16 protein-coding genes are annotated in these 18,573 nt (G+C 68.1%); 9 read left to right on the top strand and 7 right to left on the bottom strand.

Going from position 1 to position 18,573, the window contains the following annotated elements; all coding sequences use genetic code 11:
• Positions 1 to 129: 129 nt before the first annotated feature.
• Positions 130 to 921 (top strand): IclR family transcriptional regulator, encoded by a 792-nt coding sequence (locus C4B30_RS10140; protein ID WP_105132537.1) that lies wholly within the window; start codon positions 130 to 132, stop codon positions 919 to 921.
• Positions 922 to 1,076: 155 nt separating this feature from the next.
• A complete protein-coding gene (locus C4B30_RS10135; RefSeq protein WP_027783656.1) occupies positions 1,077 to 1,487 on the top strand; it encodes a GFA family protein in 411 nt (136 codons plus the stop codon).
• 136 nt (positions 1,488 to 1,623) lie between these two features.
• Here C4B30_RS10135 and C4B30_RS10130 read toward each other — a convergent pair whose 3' ends face one another.
• On the bottom strand, positions 1,624 to 2,427 hold the full coding sequence (locus tag C4B30_RS10130) for an EAL domain-containing protein (protein ID WP_105132536.1): 804 nt from the start codon (positions 2,425 to 2,427) through the stop codon (positions 1,624 to 1,626).
• Between the two features lie 363 nt (positions 2,428 to 2,790).
• Here C4B30_RS10130 and C4B30_RS10120 point away from each other — a divergent pair, with 363 nt between their 5' ends.
• Genes C4B30_RS10120 through fahA form a run of 5 tightly spaced genes read left to right on the top strand, consistent with a single transcriptional unit; the run spans position 2,791 to position 8,711 of the window.
• The gene (locus C4B30_RS10120; RefSeq protein ID WP_105132569.1) at positions 2,791 to 4,443 is read left to right on the top strand and encodes an FAD-dependent oxidoreductase; all 1,653 of its coding nucleotides are present in this window, start codon (positions 2,791 to 2,793) and stop codon (positions 4,441 to 4,443) included.
• Between the two features lie 28 nt (positions 4,444 to 4,471).
• Positions 4,472 to 4,702: a DUF2783 domain-containing protein gene (locus C4B30_RS10115; protein ID WP_027783659.1), complete on the top strand. Its 231-nt coding sequence runs from the start codon at positions 4,472 to 4,474 to the stop codon at positions 4,700 to 4,702.
• Complete coding sequence (locus tag C4B30_RS10110) at positions 4,699 to 6,060, top strand: MFS transporter (protein ID WP_105132535.1); 1,362 nt, start codon at positions 4,699 to 4,701, stop codon at positions 6,058 to 6,060. Before C4B30_RS10115 ends, C4B30_RS10110 begins: the two co-directional genes overlap by 4 nt.
• A 15-nt stretch (positions 6,061 to 6,075) precedes the next feature.
• On the top strand, positions 6,076 to 7,410 hold the full coding sequence (gene hmgA, locus C4B30_RS10105) for a homogentisate 1,2-dioxygenase (protein ID WP_089499681.1): 1,335 nt from the start codon (positions 6,076 to 6,078) through the stop codon (positions 7,408 to 7,410).
• Positions 7,407 to 8,711: a fumarylacetoacetase gene (fahA, locus tag C4B30_RS10100; protein WP_105132534.1), complete on the top strand. Its 1,305-nt coding sequence runs from the start codon at positions 7,407 to 7,409 to the stop codon at positions 8,709 to 8,711. The genes hmgA and fahA overlap by 4 nt, the downstream gene beginning before the upstream one ends.
• A gap of 225 nt (positions 8,712 to 8,936) precedes the next feature.
• Here fahA and C4B30_RS10095 read toward each other — a convergent pair whose 3' ends face one another.
• The 5 genes from C4B30_RS10095 to C4B30_RS10075 form a co-directional block, all read right to left on the bottom strand.
• Positions 8,937 to 10,097 carry an MFS transporter gene (locus C4B30_RS10095; protein WP_105132533.1) on the bottom strand — a complete coding sequence of 387 codons (1,161 nt, stop codon included), beginning with the start codon at positions 10,095 to 10,097 and terminating at the stop codon, positions 8,937 to 8,939.
• 163 nt (positions 10,098 to 10,260) lie between these two features.
• Positions 10,261 to 11,430 carry an MFS transporter gene (locus C4B30_RS10090; protein ID WP_027783664.1) on the bottom strand — a complete coding sequence of 390 codons (1,170 nt, stop codon included), beginning with the start codon at positions 11,428 to 11,430 and terminating at the stop codon, positions 10,261 to 10,263.
• Positions 11,431 to 11,651: 221 nt separating this feature from the next.
• Entirely contained in the window at positions 11,652 to 12,401 is a 750-nt protein-coding gene (gene bluB / locus C4B30_RS10085; RefSeq protein WP_105132532.1) for a 5,6-dimethylbenzimidazole synthase, read from the bottom strand.
• 172 nt (positions 12,402 to 12,573) lie between these two features.
• Complete coding sequence (locus C4B30_RS10080; protein WP_027783666.1) at positions 12,574 to 13,572, bottom strand: 2-hydroxyacid dehydrogenase; 999 nt, start codon at positions 13,570 to 13,572, stop codon at positions 12,574 to 12,576.
• Between the two features lie 30 nt (positions 13,573 to 13,602).
• Positions 13,603 to 14,586 (bottom strand): LysR family transcriptional regulator, encoded by a 984-nt coding sequence (locus tag C4B30_RS10075; protein ID WP_105132531.1) that lies wholly within the window; start codon positions 14,584 to 14,586, stop codon positions 13,603 to 13,605.
• 750 nt (positions 14,587 to 15,336) lie between these two features.
• Between C4B30_RS10075 and C4B30_RS10070 the strand changes: the two genes are divergently transcribed.
• On the top strand, positions 15,337 to 16,548 hold the full coding sequence (locus tag C4B30_RS10070; protein ID WP_006484921.1) for a pyridoxal-phosphate-dependent aminotransferase family protein: 1,212 nt from the start codon (positions 15,337 to 15,339) through the stop codon (positions 16,546 to 16,548).
• Between the two features lie 27 nt (positions 16,549 to 16,575).
• On the opposite strand, the gene C4B30_RS10065 is transcribed toward C4B30_RS10070, so the two are convergent.
• Positions 16,576 to 17,511, bottom strand: coding sequence for a helix-turn-helix domain-containing protein (locus tag C4B30_RS10065; protein ID WP_027783669.1), 936 nt, complete (start codon positions 17,509 to 17,511; stop codon positions 16,576 to 16,578).
• Positions 17,512 to 17,645: 134 nt separating this feature from the next.
• On the opposite strand from C4B30_RS10065, the gene C4B30_RS10060 reads away from it, so the two are divergent.
• Entirely contained in the window at positions 17,646 to 18,536 is an 891-nt protein-coding gene (locus tag C4B30_RS10060; RefSeq protein ID WP_027783670.1) for a DMT family transporter, read from the top strand.
• Positions 18,537 to 18,573 lie beyond the last annotated feature (37 nt).

Here is an 18,573-nt window from a genome sequence, read left to right as displayed (position 1 = left end):
CACCCGTGCTTTTCGGTCGGGCAGAAGTAGCGCGTCAGCGCGTGCTCCGGGCTGATGCCTGAAGTTCGCTTGACTTGCGTTCCGCTGTGCGGAACAATGTTTTGCAAATCGAACCCAGTGTAGCACCGGATGACACTTTCAACCATGGATGACACCACGATCGACGAGCGCAAGTTCGTCGTCGCCCTCGCGCGTGGGCTCGACCTGCTGCGTGCCTTCCGGCCCGGCGAGACGATGCTGGGCAACCGCGATTTCGCGGAACGCACGGGGCTGCCGAAGGCGACGGTGAACCGGCTCGCCTATACGCTGACGGTGCTCGGCTATCTGCGCTACGACGAGACGCTCGGAAAGTATGCGCTGGACGCCGGCGTGCTGTCGCTCGGCTATGCGCTGCTGTCGGGCTCGGGGACGATCGATCTCGCGCGGCCGCACATGCAGGCGTTGGCGCGCCAGATCGGCGCGGCCGTGTCGCTCGGCTGCCGCGACGGGCTCGACATGATCTACCTGGAAACGATCCGCAGCGAGACCGCGCTGACGCTCGGGCTCGCGCCCGGTTCGCGGCTGTCGATGCTGACGAGCTCGATGGGGCGCGCGTACCTGGCCGTGCAGCCGGAGGACGCGCGCCGCGCGCTCTATGCCGAACTGCACCGCGCCGCCGGCGGCGGGGCCGACGCCGATGCGCTCGTCGAGGCCGCGCAGCACGCGGTGGCCGAGTTCTCGACGGGCGGTTGCTGCTATTCGTTCCGCGCGTGGCACATGGACGTGAACGCGGCGGCCGTGCCGTTTCGCGAGCCGCGCGAGGGGCGCTGGCTGATCCTGAGCTGCAGCGGTCCGGCGTCGTCGATGGACGAGGGCGTGTTTCGCACGCAGGTCGGGCCGCAATTGAAGGCGCTCGCGCAGCGGCTCGGGCAGACGGTCTGAGCAACGAGCGCGCGGGTGTTGCCTTCGCGCGGGCAACCGGTTCGTTCGCGCCGGGGCGGCGTGGGGCGTGGCGGCGGCGCGGCGCCGTGGCGTATTGCGCGACGAGCGAACGGCGCTCATCATCGTTCGCCTGCTCCCCGACGACGAGGTTTGTAATGGCCCACCCCGAACCGATGGAGGGCGGATGCGCGTGCGGCGCGATTCGCTACCGTATCGCCGAGGTTCCCACCGATGCCGGCTTCTGCCACTGCCGGCTCTGCCAGCGCACGACCGGCGCGGCGGTCGTTGCGTCGGCATCGGTGCCGATCGGCGCATTCGAATACCTGCAGGGTGAACCGACCGTCTATGCATCGAGCGCGTGGGGCGAGCGGCGCTTCTGTGGCCGTTGCGGCGCGCAGCTCGAATACCGGCTCTCCGACGCGCCGCGGACGGTCGAGATCAATTACGCGACGCTCGACGAACCGTCGCGGCTGCGTCCGGCATGGCACGTCTGGTATCGCGATCGTTTCCCGGGCGTCGAGATCGGCGACGATCTGCCCAAGTACGACGATGGCGGCAGGGCGTAGGCGGTAACCGTCGGCGTGGGCCGCGCTCGCGCGGTGCCCCGGCTTCCCGGTTCCCATCCCGCGAACATCACGCGAACATCACGCCATCCGCCGGCCTGCGGCGCGCCGTTCTGCGCGCGCCTTTCCTGCCGATCGCTCAGGCCGTCACGACCTTCGCGAACACCGGCCCCTGCATGAACCGCACGTCGTGCTGGCGCAGCAGCTCGCACTGCGTCTCGTCGACGACGCCATCGAAGATCAGCGGAATGCGCACGCGCTGTGCGTAGGCGACGAGCGCCTTGACCATCCCGTCTCGCAACGCGATGCCCGCATCCATCTTGATGTAGTCGGGGCGCGCCATCTCCGATTCGACCGCGAGGATGCGGCCCGGGTCGGGCAGCTTGTCCGCGACCTTGAAACCGTGATGCTGGTAACTGCGCGTCAGGTAGCCGAGGAAGGTCTTGTGCGCGACCGCGACCGCCGGCAGCTCGATCACGATCCGCTCGACCGGCAGCCCGAAGCGCTGCAGTACCGACGAGAAATGCTTGCCGTGGTCGTATTTCACGCTCTTGAGCAGCCGCTCGTGCACGCGCAGGAACAACAGCCCGTGGCGTTGCGCCCCGAAGAAATTGATCGCGTGCAGCGCGCGCGACAGGCGGTCGATCGCGACCAGCGTCTGGTCGTCGACGGCCGCGTCGACCGGATCGTGCTGCGCGCCCGTGACGAGCGTGACGGCCTGGAAGCCGAGCTCGTCGCCGTAGCGCTCGATCGCGTCGGCGAACGACGTCGATTGCGGCGAGCCGGGCATCGTCACGTCGTAGATCGGCTCGTATGCGCTCGCGAGCGTGCGCTCGGGCAGATTCGCGCACGCGGTGCCGCCTTCGGCAAGCGCGAGGTGTTCCCGCAGATACGGCAGCTGCCCGGCACGGGTGACCAACTCGGGGATGGTAGGCGGAATCATCGGCGTGAGAAGGAAAAATGGCGGCCGAAAGGGCCGCCTCGTTGACTTGATATTAGCAGCGCGCGCCGCGCTCGGCTCGGCGTTTCACTCATATGGTTATCCCGTCCCCGAGTCGATGCCTAGGGTTTACGTTGATTTCACTATTCGTAATTGGTTTTACTATTCGTAAATCCAAGGATTTGTCGCGGATCAAGAAATGCGGCATGCGGGCGCCGCGAAACGGCGCCGTTCACGAATCAACAGGAAGCAAGGAGCGAGACGTGGCGGTTGACAGGACAGGCGGGCAGGCGCGCCGGCAGGAGACGGACGGGACGACGGGCGCGGCGGTGCGCGCACGGCGCGGTTGAGGAGCGGATGGCGACCATGAGCATCGATTACCAGACGCTGAAGTTCGAGTACCGCGCCCGCGCGCACGACGCGGCCGTTCATCCGGTGATCGTCGTCGGCGCGGGCCCGGTGGGCCTCGCGGCCGCGATCGACCTCGCGCAGCAGGGCGTGCCCGTCGTGCTGCTCGACGACGACGACACGCTGTCGACCGGCTCGCGCGCGATCTGCTTCGCGAAGCGCACGCTCGAAATCTTCGACCGGCTCGGCTGCGGCGAGCGCTTCGTCGACAAGGGCGTGAGCTGGCACGTCGGCAAGGTGTTCCTGCAGGACGAGCAGCTTTACGCGTTCGACCTGCTGCCCGAGGAAGGGCATGCGCGCCCCGCATTCATCAACCTGCAGCAGTACTACGTCGAAGGCTATCTGGCCGATCGCGCGTTCGAACTGCCGAACATCGACATCCGGTGGAAGCACAAGGTGACGGGCGTCGACCAGTCGGCCGAACATGCGGTGCTGACGATCGAGACGCCGGATGGCGTCGCGACGCTGCGTGCGCAGTACGTGATCGCGGCCGACGGCTCGCGCAGCCCGATGCGCACGACGATGGGCCTGGAAAGCCGCGGCCGCACGTTCAAGGACCGCTTCCTGATCGCCGACGTGAAGATGAAGGCGGAGTTTCCGACCGAGCGCTGGTTCTGGTTCGATCCGCCGTTTCACCGCAACCAGTCGGTGCTGCTGCACCGCCAGCCGGACAACGTGTGGCGCATCGACTTCCAGCTCGGCTGGGATGCCGATCCCGTCGCCGAGAAGCAGCCGGAGCGCGTGATCCCGCGCGTGCGCGCGCTGCTCGGGCCGGACGTCGAGTTCGAGCTCGAGTGGGTGAGTGTCTATACGTTCCGCTGCCAGCGGATGGAGACGTTCCGTCACGGCCGCGTGCTGTTCGCGGGCGATTCCGCGCACGGCGTGTCGCCGTTCGGCGCGCGCGGCGCGAACAGCGGCGTGCAGGACGCGGACAACCTCGCGTGGAAGCTGAAGCTGGTGCTCGACGGCCGTTCCGACGACAGCCTGCTCGATACGTATGCGAGCGAGCGCGAGTTCGCGGCCGACGAGAACATCCGCAACTCGACGCGCTCGACCGACTTCATCACGCCGAAGAGCGCGGTGTCGCGCGTGTTCCGCGATGCGACGCTGAAGCTTGCGCGCGACTGCGAGTTCGCGCGCAAGCTGGTGAACAGCGGGCGCCTGTCGGTGCCGGCCGTGCTCGCCGATTCGCCGCTCAACACGCCGGACCGCGGCGGCGACGCATTCGCGTGCGCGATGCGGGCGGGCGCGGCGGCGGCCGATGCGCCGGTGCGCGCGCAGGGCACGCCCGGCTGGCTGCTGCAGCATCTGCGCGGCGGCTTCACCGGCGTGCTGTTCGGCTTGCCGGGCGACGCGGCGGCGCTGGCGCAGGCCGTCGACGGTCTCGCGGTGCCGGTTCGGCCGGTGCTTGTCGTGCCGGCGGGGCACGCGCAGCCGGTGGCCGGCGTGGACGTCGTGGAGGACGTCGACGGGCTCGCCGCGCGGCGCTACGACGCGCAGCCCGGCACGTTCTACCTGTTGCGCCCCGACCAGCACGTCTGCGCACGCACGCGCACGCTCGACCGTCAGGCGATTGCCGACGCACTGGCGCGCGCGATCCGCGCCCGCTGAATACGATAAAGACACCGGAGACACCGTCATGCCCCCACTCGATACCCGCCCGCGCCTGGCCGACCCCGACGCGTTCTACGAAGCGCTGATCGACATGCATCGCGACCTGTCGGACGCGGACAGCCAGCTCGTCAACGCGAAGCTGATCCTGTTGCTCGCGAACCAGGTCGGCGACGCCGACGTGCTGCGCGAAGCGATGGCGCTCGCGCGCCAGGGCGTGACGCCGCTCGTGCATCCGGCCGCCGAGGTCGCGCAATGAGCGCGGCGCCGGCCGACGCGCGCGTGCTCGAAGTCGAGCGCGTGATCGACGAGACCCATCGCCCGGGTTTTCACTGGATGCTGCTGATGCTGTGCGGGCTGTGCCTCGTGATCGACGGTTTCGATGCGCAGGCGATGGGCTACGTCGCGCCCAGCGTGATCGCCGAATGGGGCGTGCCGAAGCAGGCGCTCGGGCCCGTGTTCAGCGCGAGCCTGTTCGGGATGCTGCTCGGTGCACTCGGGCTGTCGGTGCTGGCCGACCGCATCGGCCGGCGCCCGGTGCTGATCGGCTCGACGCTGTTCTTCGCGGTGACGATGCTCGCGACGCCGTTCGCGGGCTCGATCCCCGTGCTGATGGCGCTGCGCTTCGTCACCGGGCTCGGCCTCGGCTGCATCATGCCGAACGCGATGGCGCTGGTCGGCGAGTTCAGCCCGGCCGCGCATCGCGTGAAGCGGATGATGATCGTGTCGTGCGGCTTCACGCTCGGCGCGGCGCTCGGCGGCTTCATCAGCGCGGCGCTGATTCCGGCGCTCGGCTGGCGTTCGGTGTTCTTCGTCGGTGGCGCGGTGCCGCTCGTGCTGACGCTCGCGATGGTCGCGCGGCTGCCCGAGTCGCTGCAGTTCCTGGTGCTGAAAGGGCGCGTCGCGCAGGCGCGCGACTGGCTCGCGCGGTTCGCGCCGGAAGCCGGCATCGATGCGAATACGCGGCTCGTCGTGCGCGAGCGTGCCGCGAGCGGCGCGCCGGTCGCCGAGCTGTTCCGCCATGGCCGCCTGCCGGTCACGCTGCTGTTGTGGGCCATCAGCTTCATGAACCTGATCGACCTGTACTTCCTGTCGAACTGGCTGCCGACCGTGATGCGCGCCGCCGGTTATTCGCCCGGCACGGCGGTGATCGTCGGCACGGTGCTGCAGACGGGCGGCGTGATCGGCACGCTGTCGCTCGGCTGGTTCATCGAACGTTACGGTTTCGTGCGTGTGCTGTTCGCGTGCTTCGCGTGCGCGGCCGTGTCGGTGGGGCTGATCGGCTCGGTCGCGCATGCGCTGCCGTGGCTGCTGGTCGTCGTGTTCGCGGGCGGGTTCTGCGTGGTCGGCGGGCAGCCGGCCGTGAACGCGCTCGCGGGCCAGTATTACCCGACGTCGCTGCGCTCGACCGGCATCGGCTGGAGCCTCGGCATCGGCCGGATCGGCTCAGTGCTCGGGCCGCTCGTCGGCGGGCAATTGATTGCGCTCAACTGGTCGAACGGCGCGCTGTTCCACGCGGCCGCGGTGCCCGTGCTGTGCTCGGCGCTGTTCGTGCTGGGCCTCGCGGGCGTCACGCGGCGCGGCGGCGCGCAGGCGCCGAACGCCGCCCTGAATTGATGGAGAAAGGAAACGATGACGCTTGACCTGTCGAAACCGGCGACCGCCGGCTACCTGAGCGGTTTCGCGAACGAATTCGCGACCGAGGCGCTGCCCGGCGCGCTGCCGCACGGGCGCAACTCGCCGCAGCGCGCGCCGTACGGGCTGTACGCGGAGCAGTTGTCGGGCACCGCGTTTACCGCGCCGCGCGGCCACAACCGCCGCTCGTGGCTGTACCGGATTCGCCCGGCCGCGGTGCATCGGCCGTTCGAGCCGTATGCGGGCCCGCAGCGGCTCGTGTCGGAATTCGGCGACTCGGCCGACGTGCCGCCGACGCCGCCCAATCAGTTGCGGTGGGATCCGCTGCCGATGCCGGTCGAGCCGACCGATTTCGTCGACGGCCTCGTGACGATGGCCGGCAACGGGTCGGCCGCCGCGATGAACGGCTGCGCGATCCACCTGTACGCGGCGAACCGCTCGATGCAGGACCGCTTCTTCTACAGCGCGGACGGCGAACTGCTGATCGTGCCGCAGCAGGGGCGCCTGTTCATCGCGACCGAATTCGGCCGGCTCGACGTCGAGCCGTTCGAGATCGCGGTGATTCCGCGCGGCGTGCGTTTTACCGTCGCGCTGCCGGACGGCGACGCGCGCGGCTACATCTGCGAAAACTTCGGCGCACTGTTGCGCCTGCCGGATCTCGGCCCGATCGGCTCGAACGGGCTCGCGAACCCGCGCGATTTCCTGACGCCGCAGGCCGCGTATGAAGACCGCGAAGGCGCGTTCGAGCTGATCGCGAAGCTGAACGGGCGCCTCTGGCGCGCGGACATCGGCCATTCGCCGCTCGACGTCGTCGCGTGGCACGGCAACTACGCGCCGGTCAAATACGATCTGCGCCTGTTCAACACGATCGGCTCGATCAGCTTCGACCATCCCGATCCGTCGATCTTCCTCGTGCTGCAGTCGCAGAGCGATACGCCGGGCGTCGACACGATCGACTTCGTGATCTTCCCGCCGCGCTGGCTCGCGGCCGAGGATACGTTCCGCCCGCCGTGGTTCCACCGCAACGTCGCGAGCGAGTTCATGGGGCTCGTGCACGGCGCGTACGACGCGAAGGCCGAGGGCTTCGTGCCGGGCGGCGCGAGCCTGCACAACTGCATGTCGGGCCACGGGCCCGACGCGGACACGTTCGAGAAGGCGTCGGCGAGCGACACGACGAAGCCGCACAAGGTCGATGCGACGATGGCGTTCATGTTCGAAACCCGCACGCTGATCCGGCCGACGCGCTACGCGCTCGACACCGCGCAGCTGCAGGCCGATTACTTCGAATGCTGGCAAGGCATCCAGAAACACTTCAATCCGGAGCAACGATGAGCGACACCCAAGACTGGCGCGCGACGCTCGACCCGGCCCGCAAGAGCTGGGTCGACACGGCGAACGATCCCGCCTGCGATTTCCCGATCCAGAACCTGCCGTTCGGGATCTTCAGCGATGCGAAGCAGGGTGTGCGCCGTGCGGGCGTCGCGCTGGGCGACCAGATCGTCGATCTCGCGGCGCTGGCGCGTGCGGGCCTCGTGACGTTGCCGGCCGGCGCCGATGCGTTCGCCGCGCCGACGCTCAACGCGTTCATCGCGCTCGGCCGCGACGTATGGCGCAGCGTACGCGTGCAGTTGTCCGAACTGTTTTCGCAAGACAACGCACGGTTGCGCGACGACGCGACGCTTCGCGCGCAGATGCTCGTCGCGCAGCGCGACGCGACGCTGCATCTGCCGGTCGAGATTCCCGGCTATACCGATTTCTATTCGTCGAAGGAGCACGCGACCAACGTCGGCTCGATGTTCCGCGATCCGAAGAATGCGCTGCTGCCGAACTGGTCGGAGATGCCGATCGGCTACAACGGCCGTGCGTCGTCGGTGGTCGTGAGCGGCACGCCGGTGCGGCGCCCGAACGGGCAACTGAAGCTGCCCGACCAGGAGCGCCCGGTGTTCGGCGCGTGCCGCAAGCTCGACATCGAGCTGGAAACGGGCTTCATCGTCGGGAAGGGCAACGCACTCGGCGAGCCGATCGCGTGCGAGGACGCGGAAGCGCATATCTTCGGGATGGTGCTGCTGAACGACTGGAGCGCGCGCGACATCCAGCAGTGGGAGTACGTGCCGCTCGGCCCGTTCAACGCGAAGACGTTCGCGACGACGATCTCGCCGTGGATCGTCACGCTCGACGCGCTCGAGCCGTTCCGCGTCGCGCAGCCGGAGCAGTCGCCGCAGCCGCTCGCGTATCTGCAGCATGCGGGCAAGCATGCGTTCGACATCGCGCTGGAAGTGACGCTGCGCGCGGAGGGTGCGGCCGAGGCGACGTCGATCTGCCGCACCAACTTCAAGCACATGTACTGGACGATGGCCCAGCAGTTGGCGCATCACACGGTCGCCGGCTGCAACACGCGCGTGGGCGATCTGATGGGTTCGGGCACGATCAGCGGGCCGACGAATGATTCGTTCGGCAGCCTGCTCGAACTGACGTGGAACGGCAAGGAGCCGGTCGCGCTGAACGGTGGTGGCAGCCGCACGTTCATCGAGGACGGCGACGAACTGACGCTGAACGGCTGGTGCCAAGGCGACGGCTATCGCGTCGGCTTCGGCACGTGTGCGGGCAGGATTTTGCCGGCGCGGCGTGCTTGACGGAGCGCAGCGCGAAACGTCACGCATCGGTCACGCGTAGTACGGAATGACAGGGCGGCTCGCATTGCGCGGGCCGTTTTCGTTTATGGAGGATGGGCGCGAGCGGGCCGATGCGTATCGATGCATGATGCCGCGCGCTCACGCTCACGCTCACGCTCACGCTCACGCCAACGCCAACGCCAACGCCAACGCCAACGCCAACGCCAACGCCAACGCCAACCTGGATCAGACCGCGCGTTGCACCGCCGCGCGTCGTTCCCACAACGCGGCCGCGACGAACGCGGCGACGCAGACGACCAGCACGCCGACCAGCGCGTTGCTGCCCAGTTGCTCCATCAACGCACCCGCAACCAGCGGACCCCCGAAGCTCGCGGCGCTCCACGACGCCGACACGAGCGAGCTCGCGGTGACGAGCGCCGCGCCGCGGAAACGCTCGCCGCACGCGACGAGCGACAGCGTGTAGATGCTGCCGGCCGCCGCGCCGAGCACGAACAGCAGCGGCCAGCACAGCCACGGGTTCGCGATGACGAACGGCAGCAGCGGCAGACCCACGAGCACGATCCAGCCGGCGCCAAGGTGCACACGTTCGCGGCCGAGTTTGTCCGCGAGCCAGCCGATCGGGAACTGCATCGCGGTATCGCCGAACAGCATGATCGACGCGAGCAGCACGGCGGTCGCGCTCGCGACGCCGTGATCCATCGCGTAGAGCGGCAGCAACGACAGCGCGAGCGTATCGAACAGCGCGAAGAAGCCGGTGCCGATGATCAGCGCGGGCATGCGCGGCAGCACGTCGCGCCAGCGGCCGTGCGCTTCGTGATGCGCGTCGTCGCCGGCGAGCGGCGCACGGCGGATCGTCGCGAGCGTCGGCAGCGCGAGCAGGAACAGCGCGCCGCACAGCGCAAAGCGGATACTCGTCGCGCCGGCGATCTGGCTGACGAGCACCGGGCCCGCCATCTGGAACAGCGTGAAATTGGTCGCGTAGATCGCGACGACGCGGCCGCGCGTCGAATCGTCGGCGAGCTGGTTGACCCATGCTTCGCCGATCGTGAACAGCAGCATCAGCGCGGCGCCGCACAGCACCCGCAGCACGCCCCATAGAATCAGGTTCGACGTGAACTGCATCAGCGCGGTGGCCGCCGCGAGCAGCACGACCGATACGACGATCGCGCGGCGCGCACCGATGCGCCGCGCAAGCGCGGTGACGAACGGCACGATCGCGAGGCCGCCCAGCGCCTGCGCGGCCGTCAGCATGCCGACGACGTTGGTGCCGTGTCCGGCTTCGGTCAGCGCGAGCGCGGTAAGCGGGAGCGTCGCGCCGGTCCCGAGGCCGACGACCGCGACGCTCAGGATCAGCGCGAGGAAATCGCGATTGAGAATGGCTTTCATCGGCCGCGATGCTACACCGCGACCGTTGAAAGGTCCATGAAGGCCGTCAGGTCTAGCAGGTTGTTGAAATGCACTGCGGTCGGCAAGGCACGTTCGCAAGCCCGTTATTAGCGTGAACAGGCCCTATAGGAGTTGCGTACGCAACGATCGCGGCAGGGTTGCGTTACACGTATTCGGTCGGCACGGCCACCGGGCGGCGTTCGAGCGACGCCGACCACAGCGTGAGCGCGAGCGCCGCGACGGCCATCGCGACGCCGACCCACGGCAGGTTCACGAGCGACACGCCGGAGCCGATCGCCATTCCGCCGAGCCACGCGCCGGTCGCGTTGCCGAGGTTGAACGCGCCCTGGTTCAGCGTCGACGCGAGGTTCGGCGCGTCGCTTGCGCGATCGACGATCATGATCTGCAGCGGCGGCACGATCGCGAACGCGAGGATGCCCCACACGAAAATCGTCGCGAGCGCGGCGAACGGCAGATGCATCGTGCCCGCGAACAGCGCGAGGACGATGCCGATCAGCGCGAGGGTCGCGATCAGCGACGGCATCCGGCGCCAGTCGGCGAGCTTGCCGCCGAGCGTGCCGCCGACCGTCAGCCCCAGGCCGAACAGCAGCAGCACGTAGGTGACCTGCCGCGGCGAGAAGCCCGTCACGTCCTCGAGGATCGGCGTGATGTACGTGAACACGCTGAACAGGCTCGCGGATGCGAGCACGCTGATGCCGAGCACCATCAGCACCTGCGGGTGCTTCAGCACGCTGAATTCGCGCGTGATGCTGGTGTCGGGCATCGCGAGGTTTTTCGGCAGGCACACCGCGAGCGCGGCGGCCGCGGCGAGGCCGATGCCGGTAACGGCCCAGAACGTCGCGCGCCAGCCGAACGCCTGGCCCAGCGCGGTGCCGAGCGGCACGCCGAGCACGTTCGCGAGCGTGAGGCCGGTGAACATCAGCGCGATCGCCTGCGCGCGGCGGTTCGGCGCGACGAGGTTGCTCGCGACCACCGAGCCGATGCCGAAGAACGCACCGTGGCAGAACGCGGTGACGACGCGCGCGGCCATCAGCACCGCATAGCCGGGCGCGATCGCGCAGAACAGGTTGCCCGCGATGAACAGCCCGATCAGGCCCATCAGCGCACGTTTGCGCGGCATCTTCGCGGTGACGATCGCGAGGATCGGCGCGCCGATCGTCACGCCGAGCGCGTAGCCCGATACGAGCATCCCGGCGGCCGGAATCGACACGCCGAGATCGCGCGCGACGTTCGGCAGCAGACCCATGATCACGAATTCGGTGGTACCGATTCCAAATGCGGCGACGGCAAGGGCGAAAAGAGGCAAGGGCATCGCGGTAGGCTCGGAAAAGATGTCGCTCGAGCCATGCGCAGGATGCGCGGGACGGGCGGGCGGTCAGGCGAACGTCAGCCGCGATTCTACTTCAGTGAAAACCCGTATGATTGGGGCCAAAACGGTTGTTGCCGGCGTGCGACGGGATGGCAGGCGGGAGGCTCACAATGTGGGATATGCAGCGATTCAGCGCCGGAATGACGACGGCTGCTAGCCGTGGATCAGTCGATGCGTTCGGATGACCTGTCGGGCATGGCGTCCGACGGGGTTCCCCTTTGGGCGTCCGGAGCCATATCCGACGGCACGGCAGCCGAAGCGGCCGCGTCGATCGCCGCCGGACCGTCCCAGCCGTTCTCGAACAGGCAGGCTTCGATCGGCATGCGCGCGGCCCAGCGTTCTTCCTCGAGCATCGGCTTCGCATAGAACGCATCGACGTGCCCGACGCACAGCACGGCGATCGGCTTCGCGCCGTCGGGCATCCGCAGCAGCGTGCGCAGCGCATCGACGTCGAACAGCGACACCCATCCCATCCCGAGGCCTTCCGCGCGCGCCGCGAGCCACATGTTCTGGATCGCGCACGCGGTGGATGCCAGATCCATCTCCGGCAGCGTGCGGCGGCCGAACACATGGCGCTCGCGGCCGTCCGCGAGCGCGACGACGAGGAGCTCGCCGCATTCGCGCACGCCCTCGACCTTCAGCCGCATGAATTCGTCCTGGCGCTCGCCGAGCGCGTCGGCGGTCGCGCGGCGCTCGGCCTCGACCAGCGCGTGAATGGCGGTGCGCAACGCGGGATCGCTGATGCGGATGAAGCGCCACGGCTGCATGAAGCCGACGCTCGGTGCGTGGTGCGCCGCGCGCAGCAGTCGCGCGAGCACGGCCGGATCGACGGGCGCCGGCGTGAAGTGGCGCATGTCGCGCCGTTCGAAAATGGCGCGGTAGACGGCGGCGAGGTCGGAATCGTCGAAACGCATGAGCGGCAAAGGCAGGGAAGGACGTCGGCGCAACGATATCAGACGGCGCGCACGAAACGTTACTTCATTCGAAACAATGCACTGAATTGTTGACGAGATAGGGTCCGGTGCGCAGCAACAACCACAAGCAAACGATTGCGGATGCGCCGCCGGGCATCAAACGGGCTGTTTCTCAGCGATTTGCCGCCACGACGTTCTGCGGAGCGCCCGCATGCCACGCCTCGATGTTCAGCAGCGTCGTGTGCGCGATCTCGGCCAGCGCCTCGCGCGTGAAGAATGCCTGGTGCGACGTGACGATCACGTTCGGGAACGTCAGCAGGCGCGCGAGCACGTCGTCCTGCAGCGGCAGGTCGGAGTGATCCTCGAAGAAAAGCCCGCTTTCCTCTTCGTAGACGTCGAGCCCCAGATGGCCCAGCTGGCCGCTCTTGAGCGCGTCGACCAGCGCCTGCGCATCGACGAGGCCGCCGCGCCCCGTGTTGATCAGCATCGCGCCGTGCTTCATCCGCGCGAGCGTTCGTTCGTTGATCAGGTGGTGTGTCGACGGCAGCAGCGGGCAATGCAGGCTGACGATGTCGGCGTGATGCAGCAGCTCGTCGAGCTCGACGTAGCGCGCGCCGAACGCGATCAGCTCGTCGTTGTACGGCGGCACCGAGTGCGCGAGCACATGCATCCCGAAGCCCATCATGATCTTCGCGAACACGCTGCCGATGATGCCGGTGCCGATCACGCCGACGGTCTTGCCGTGCAGGTCGAAGCCGAGCAGGCCGTTCAGCGAGAAATCGCCTTCGCGCGTGCGTGCGACGGCGCGCGGCAGGCGGCGGTTGAGCGCGAGGATCAGCGCGACCGCATGCTCGGCGACCGCATGCGGCGAATACGCGGGCACGCGCACGACCGCGATGCCGAGCCGTTCGGCGGCGGCGAGGTCGACATGGTTGAAGCCCGCCGAGCGCAGCGCGATCAGCCGCGTGCCGCCGTCGGCGAGCCGTTCGAGCACGGCCGCGTCGACGGTGTCGTTGACGAACGGGCAGACGACGTCATAGCCGTGCGCGAGGATCGCCGTTTCCGCGTCGAGGTGCGACGGCTGGAAGTGCAGCCGATAGCCGAACTGCCGGTTGGCGGCGGTGAATGAATCGTCGTCGTACTGCCGGCTGCTGAACAGGATCACGCGCACGCTGCACCTCCACTGGCTGACGCGCGCAGTTTACTGCAGGCCCGTGACGATGTCGGCGTGTTCGGGCCCGCGCCCCGGCCGCAGGAAGCCGTAGTCCGTCCGCTCGCGGGAGGCCGGCGCGCCGAAGTGCTCGAGTGCGTGCTCGACGAAGCTGCGCGTGCGGGCCGGCACGTACTGGCGGTTCGGATAGACGAGCGACAACTGCGCGTCGGGATCGTCGATCCGGTAGCCGCCCATCAGGCGCACGAGCGTGCCGTGGTTGAGCGCGTCGGCCACGCACGGTTCGGGCAGCACCGCGATGCCGGCGCCGGCCACGGCCGCCGCCTGCACGAGCGCGAGCTGGTTGACCGTGCAGGCCGGGCGCACCGTGACCGAATGGGCGACGCCGTCGTGACCGACCAGTTGCCACGTCGGCGCGTGCTGGTGCGATGCGAGCGTGACCCAGTCGTGACCCGGTAGATCGTCGGGCACGCGCGGCTCGCCGCGGCGGTCGAGATAGGCCGGCGCCGCGCACGCGACGAACGGGTTCGGCGCAAGGGCATGGCCGATCAGCGACGGGTTGCCGTCGAGCCGGGTGCCGGTGACGATGCCGACGTCGTAGCCCGATTCGAGCACGTCGAGCGGCCCTTCGGCGACGGTCAGCTGCACGCGCAGCTCCGGGTAGCGGTGCCGGAAGCTGCTGACGAGCGGCGTCAGCGCCAGCGGCGACATCAGCCCCGACGCGACGACGCGCAGCGTGCCGGCCGGTTCGCGCACCGCATGCGCGACGGACGATTCGAGGTGGTCGAACTCCTCGAGCAGCGCACGGCAACCATCGAGGTAGCGCACGCCGGCCTCGGTGAGCGACAGGTTGCGCGTGGTGCGATGGATCAGCCGTGTGTTCAGGTGGCCCTCGAGCATCGCGATCGAACGCGTGACGAGCGCATTGGACACGCCGAGATGGTGCGCCGCGCGCCGAAAGCTTTGCTGCTCGGCGACGCAGACGAATACACGCATGGTCTGAATCTGGTTCATGGCTGCGTATTTCTGGCCCGGTTGATTGATTTTGGTTGTGATTTATCGCCGCACAACATCGAAAGCGCATTGCGCGGCCCCAGCTCTCCCTCGTATCGAAAATCGAATTTCGATTCCGCAGACGATTGTTCAATACAGAACCTATATCCGTCAACCTGAGAAAATGGGCGGCTTGCGTAAAATCGAAATCGCGAGTACCCGTTTAACGTTGCAATGCAGCAAGGGCGTTCCGGAAAACCGGCGCGGTATTGGGATATGCGTCGAGGAGGCGGATATTTCTTATTTAAATCAATAAGATGGGTGGAAGATCGGCCGGACGGTGACGCGGCAGTTTCGGAGTCGTTCCCCAATACATGCGGCAATAGTGGATGTTTTTTCCACGTTCGGATTTTGTGTATCGAATTCGCTCCGCGATTTGTATCACGTGGCCGATCCATTTCGTTCGATCCGAGAATCAGGCTGAACCGCCGGTTTCGGCGAATCGCTGCTGATATTGGCGGAGAAAATCATGTGGGCGGAACCCGAATGGAACCGTTTCGGAAGCGGCCGGCAATCCCTTTTCAATCCGGCGGTCATCGCGCGAGCGGGGCGCGGCCGGCTGGCCCGGTCCGGCGACCGGGCCGGCGTCGCGCTGTCCGGACGTGCGTGCCTCTTGCGCGGGGCGGCGGAACGCGGAATGATCGATCAGTTCGCCGCGCCGTACCGTGCTGCAGGCGTCCGAGCACTTCCTTTCCTCATCTTTTTCCAGCCATGTCCATCGATTATTCGCCGATTCCCTGTCCCGTCGTCGTGCCGCTCGACGCGATCCTGCCCGAAGAACCGCTGCTGATGATGGGGGCCGGCCCGGTTCCGATCCCGGCCGCCGTGGCCAAGGCGAACACGATCGTGATCAACCACCTCGGCGCGACGATGGCGAAGATCATCGAGCAGGTGAAGGAGATGGCGCGCTACGTGTTCCAGACCCGCACGAAGTGGGTGCTCGGCGTCGCGGGCCCAGGCTCGGCCGCGATGGAAATGGCGATCTCGAATCTCGCATGGCGCGGCACGCGCGTGCTGTCGATCCGCAACGGCTTCTTCAGCGCGCGGATGGCCGAGATGGCCACGCGCGTCGGCGCCGACGTCGCGACGCTCGAAGTCGCCGACCGCGCGGTCGCGAGCCTCGACGAGATCGCCGACGCGATCGCGCGCGAGCGGCCCGAGATCGTCACGATCGTGCAGGGCGAGACGTCGAACACCGTCTGGAACCGCGACCTGCGCGACATCGCCGCGCTCGCGAAGGCGGCCGGCGCGCTGGTGGTCGTCGACGCGGTGTGCACGCTGTCGACGATGCCGCTCGAGATGGATGCGTGGGGCATCGACGCTGTGATCACCGGCGGTCAGAAGGGGCTGTCGTCGATTCCCGGCGTGTCGCTGATCGCGTTTTCCGATGCCGCGTGGGAACGCATGAAGAATCGCCCCGAGCCGAATGCGCACTGGTGTCTCGACATGGCGCTCGCGGAGAACTTCTGGCACAACGCCGGCTATCACTACACGGCGCCCGTGTCGGGCGTGCTCGCGCTGCACGAGGCGCTGCGGCTCGTCTGCGCGGAGACGCTCGAAAGCCGCTTCGCGCGCCACCTGCGCTGCTCGCTGGCGCTGCAGGCGGGCGTCGAATCGATGGGGCTCAAGCTTTATGCGCCGAAGGACTGCCGGCTCAATTCGGTGGTCGGGATCGAGACGCCGGAGGGGCTCACGCCCGGGATGGTCTGCGGCCATATCTCGAAGCAGTACCAGGTCGAGATCTCGGGTTCGTTCGGGTTGCCGATCGTACGGATCGGGCAGATGGGCGAGCAGTGCCGCGAACACAACCTGTTCCGCACGCTGCATGCGTTCGGCCGCACGATGGTCGACCTGAAGGTGCCGGTCGACCTGCCGGCCGGCGTCGCCGCGCTGGAGCAGGAACTGTCGCGGCGCGGCGCGTAAGCACGGAAAAGCGGCGAGGGGCCGCGCTCAGCGGCCCTGCATCGCGCGCCGGTACGTATTCGGCGTCGTGCCGTGCGCGTCGCGAAAGCGATGGCTGAAGTGGCCGGCGTTCGCGTAGCCGCAGTCGGCCGCGATCTGCGCGAGCGGCAGCGCCGTCGTGCGCAGCAGCTCGCGGGCCCGGGCGAGCCGTTGCTCGGCCACCCATGCGTGCGGCGCGCGGCCGAACGACAGCCGGAACATCCGCGAGAAATGGTATTCGGACAGCGCGGCGACCTCGGCGAGTTCGCCGAGCGTCAGCGGCTGCGTCAGGTACGTGTCGATGTAGTCGCGCACGCGGCGGCGCACGGCCGGCGCGAGCCCGCCGCGGAACGACGTGTCGGTGCGCGTCGTGCTCTGGCCGCGCAGCAGGAGGCTCAGCACGTCATGCGCGGTTTCGTTCACGCGCAGCCGGTCGTCGGCATCGTCCCAGCCGTCGAGCGCGAGCGAGCGCAGCAGCGCGGCGACGCGCGCATCCTCGAAATAGGTGCGATCGGCGAGCTTCAGTTCGCGCGGTTCGCGATCGAGTTCGCGGATCGCGCGCTGCGTGAAGTGTTCGGGCAGGAAATACAGGTGGATGAAATGCATTTCGCCACGCACCCACCAGCGCGATTCGTGGTCGCCCGGCAATGCGCACAGCAGGCTCGGCGCGCCGTAGCGCGGCACGCGCTGGCGCTCGGTCCGGTAGCCGCCGTCGAGGTAGCACGACAGCGTGTGGTGACCGGGCTGCTCGTACACCGTCTCGCTTTCGTCGGTGATCCGCGTCCATTCGGCGATCGCGAGATGGTCGCCGAGCCACGCGAAGCGCTCGAGCGTCGCGTTCGCGTCGGCGAGCGTGCGGCAGACCGATTGCAGGCCGAACGGCAGATCGCCGCCGGCCAGGGCGGCGGCGCGGTCGACGGGCGGGGCGCTGAGGGAGAGGCTCATGATGCGCCGAGTATAAGCGGCCGCGCGATGGCGCGTGCGGCGTCCCGAAAAAGACCGCAATTCCGGACAATCGGCACGCGCGGGGCGGCGGCATAGTCGGGATCCCGATTCACCCGATTTCCCGGATTGCCGCCATGAACCTGTCGCTTTATTTCGTCACCGTGCTGATCTGGGGCACCACCTGGATCGCGATCAAGTGGCAACTCGGCTCGGTGCCGCCGCCCGTGTCGATCGCGTGGCGCTTCTGGCTCGCGGCCGCCGTGCTGTTCGCACTGCTGCGCGTGATGCGGCGCCCGGCGCGCCCGCCGCGCGAAGCGTGGCGCTTTCTCGTCGCACAAGGCTTCGCGCTGTTCTGCCTGAATTTCCTGTGCTTCTACTATGCGGAGCAGGTCGTGCCGAGCGGGCTCGTCGCGGTGATCTTCTCGACCGCGCCGCTGCTGAACTCGATCAACGGCCGGTTGTTCATGGGCCGGCCGCTGCGGCCGTCGGCGATCGCCGGCGCGCTGCTTGGCCTGACCGGCATCGCATGCCTGTTCTGGCAGCAGATGGCCGGCCATCTCGACGACCACGCGACGTGGATCGGGCTCGCGATCGCGTTCGCCGGCACGATGTGCTTCTCGGCGGGCAACCTGCTGTCGAGCCGGATGCAGTCGATGGGGCTGCACCCGCTCGCGACCAACGGCTGGGCGATGCTGATCGGCGCGGCGATCCTGACCGTCGGCAGCGCGGTGGCCGGGATGCCGTTCACGCTCGACATGAGCCCGCGCTATCTCGGCGCGCTTGTGTACCTGGCCGTGCCGGGCTCGGTGATCGGCTTCACCGCCTACCTGACGCTCGTCGGCCGGATCGGGCCGGAGCGCGCCGCGTACTGCACGGTGCTGTTCCCGATCGTCGCGCTGGCCGTGTCGACGGTGTTCGAGGGCTATCAATGGTCCCCGCTCGCGGTGATCGGGCTGCTGCTCGTGGTGGCCGGCAATCTCGTCGCGTTCGATCTCACGCGTCGGTTGTTTTTGCGGACGGCGTGACGCAATACCGACGGCGATGAGAGCGGCTCGGAAAGCC

Source organism: Burkholderia sp. BE12 (assembly GCF_002959955.1).
In the GTDB taxonomy this organism is placed as follows: Bacteria; Pseudomonadota; Gammaproteobacteria; order Burkholderiales; family Burkholderiaceae; genus Burkholderia.
Note: the sequence above shows the minus strand (reverse complement) of the source record. Positions and strands in the feature narration are given on the sequence as shown.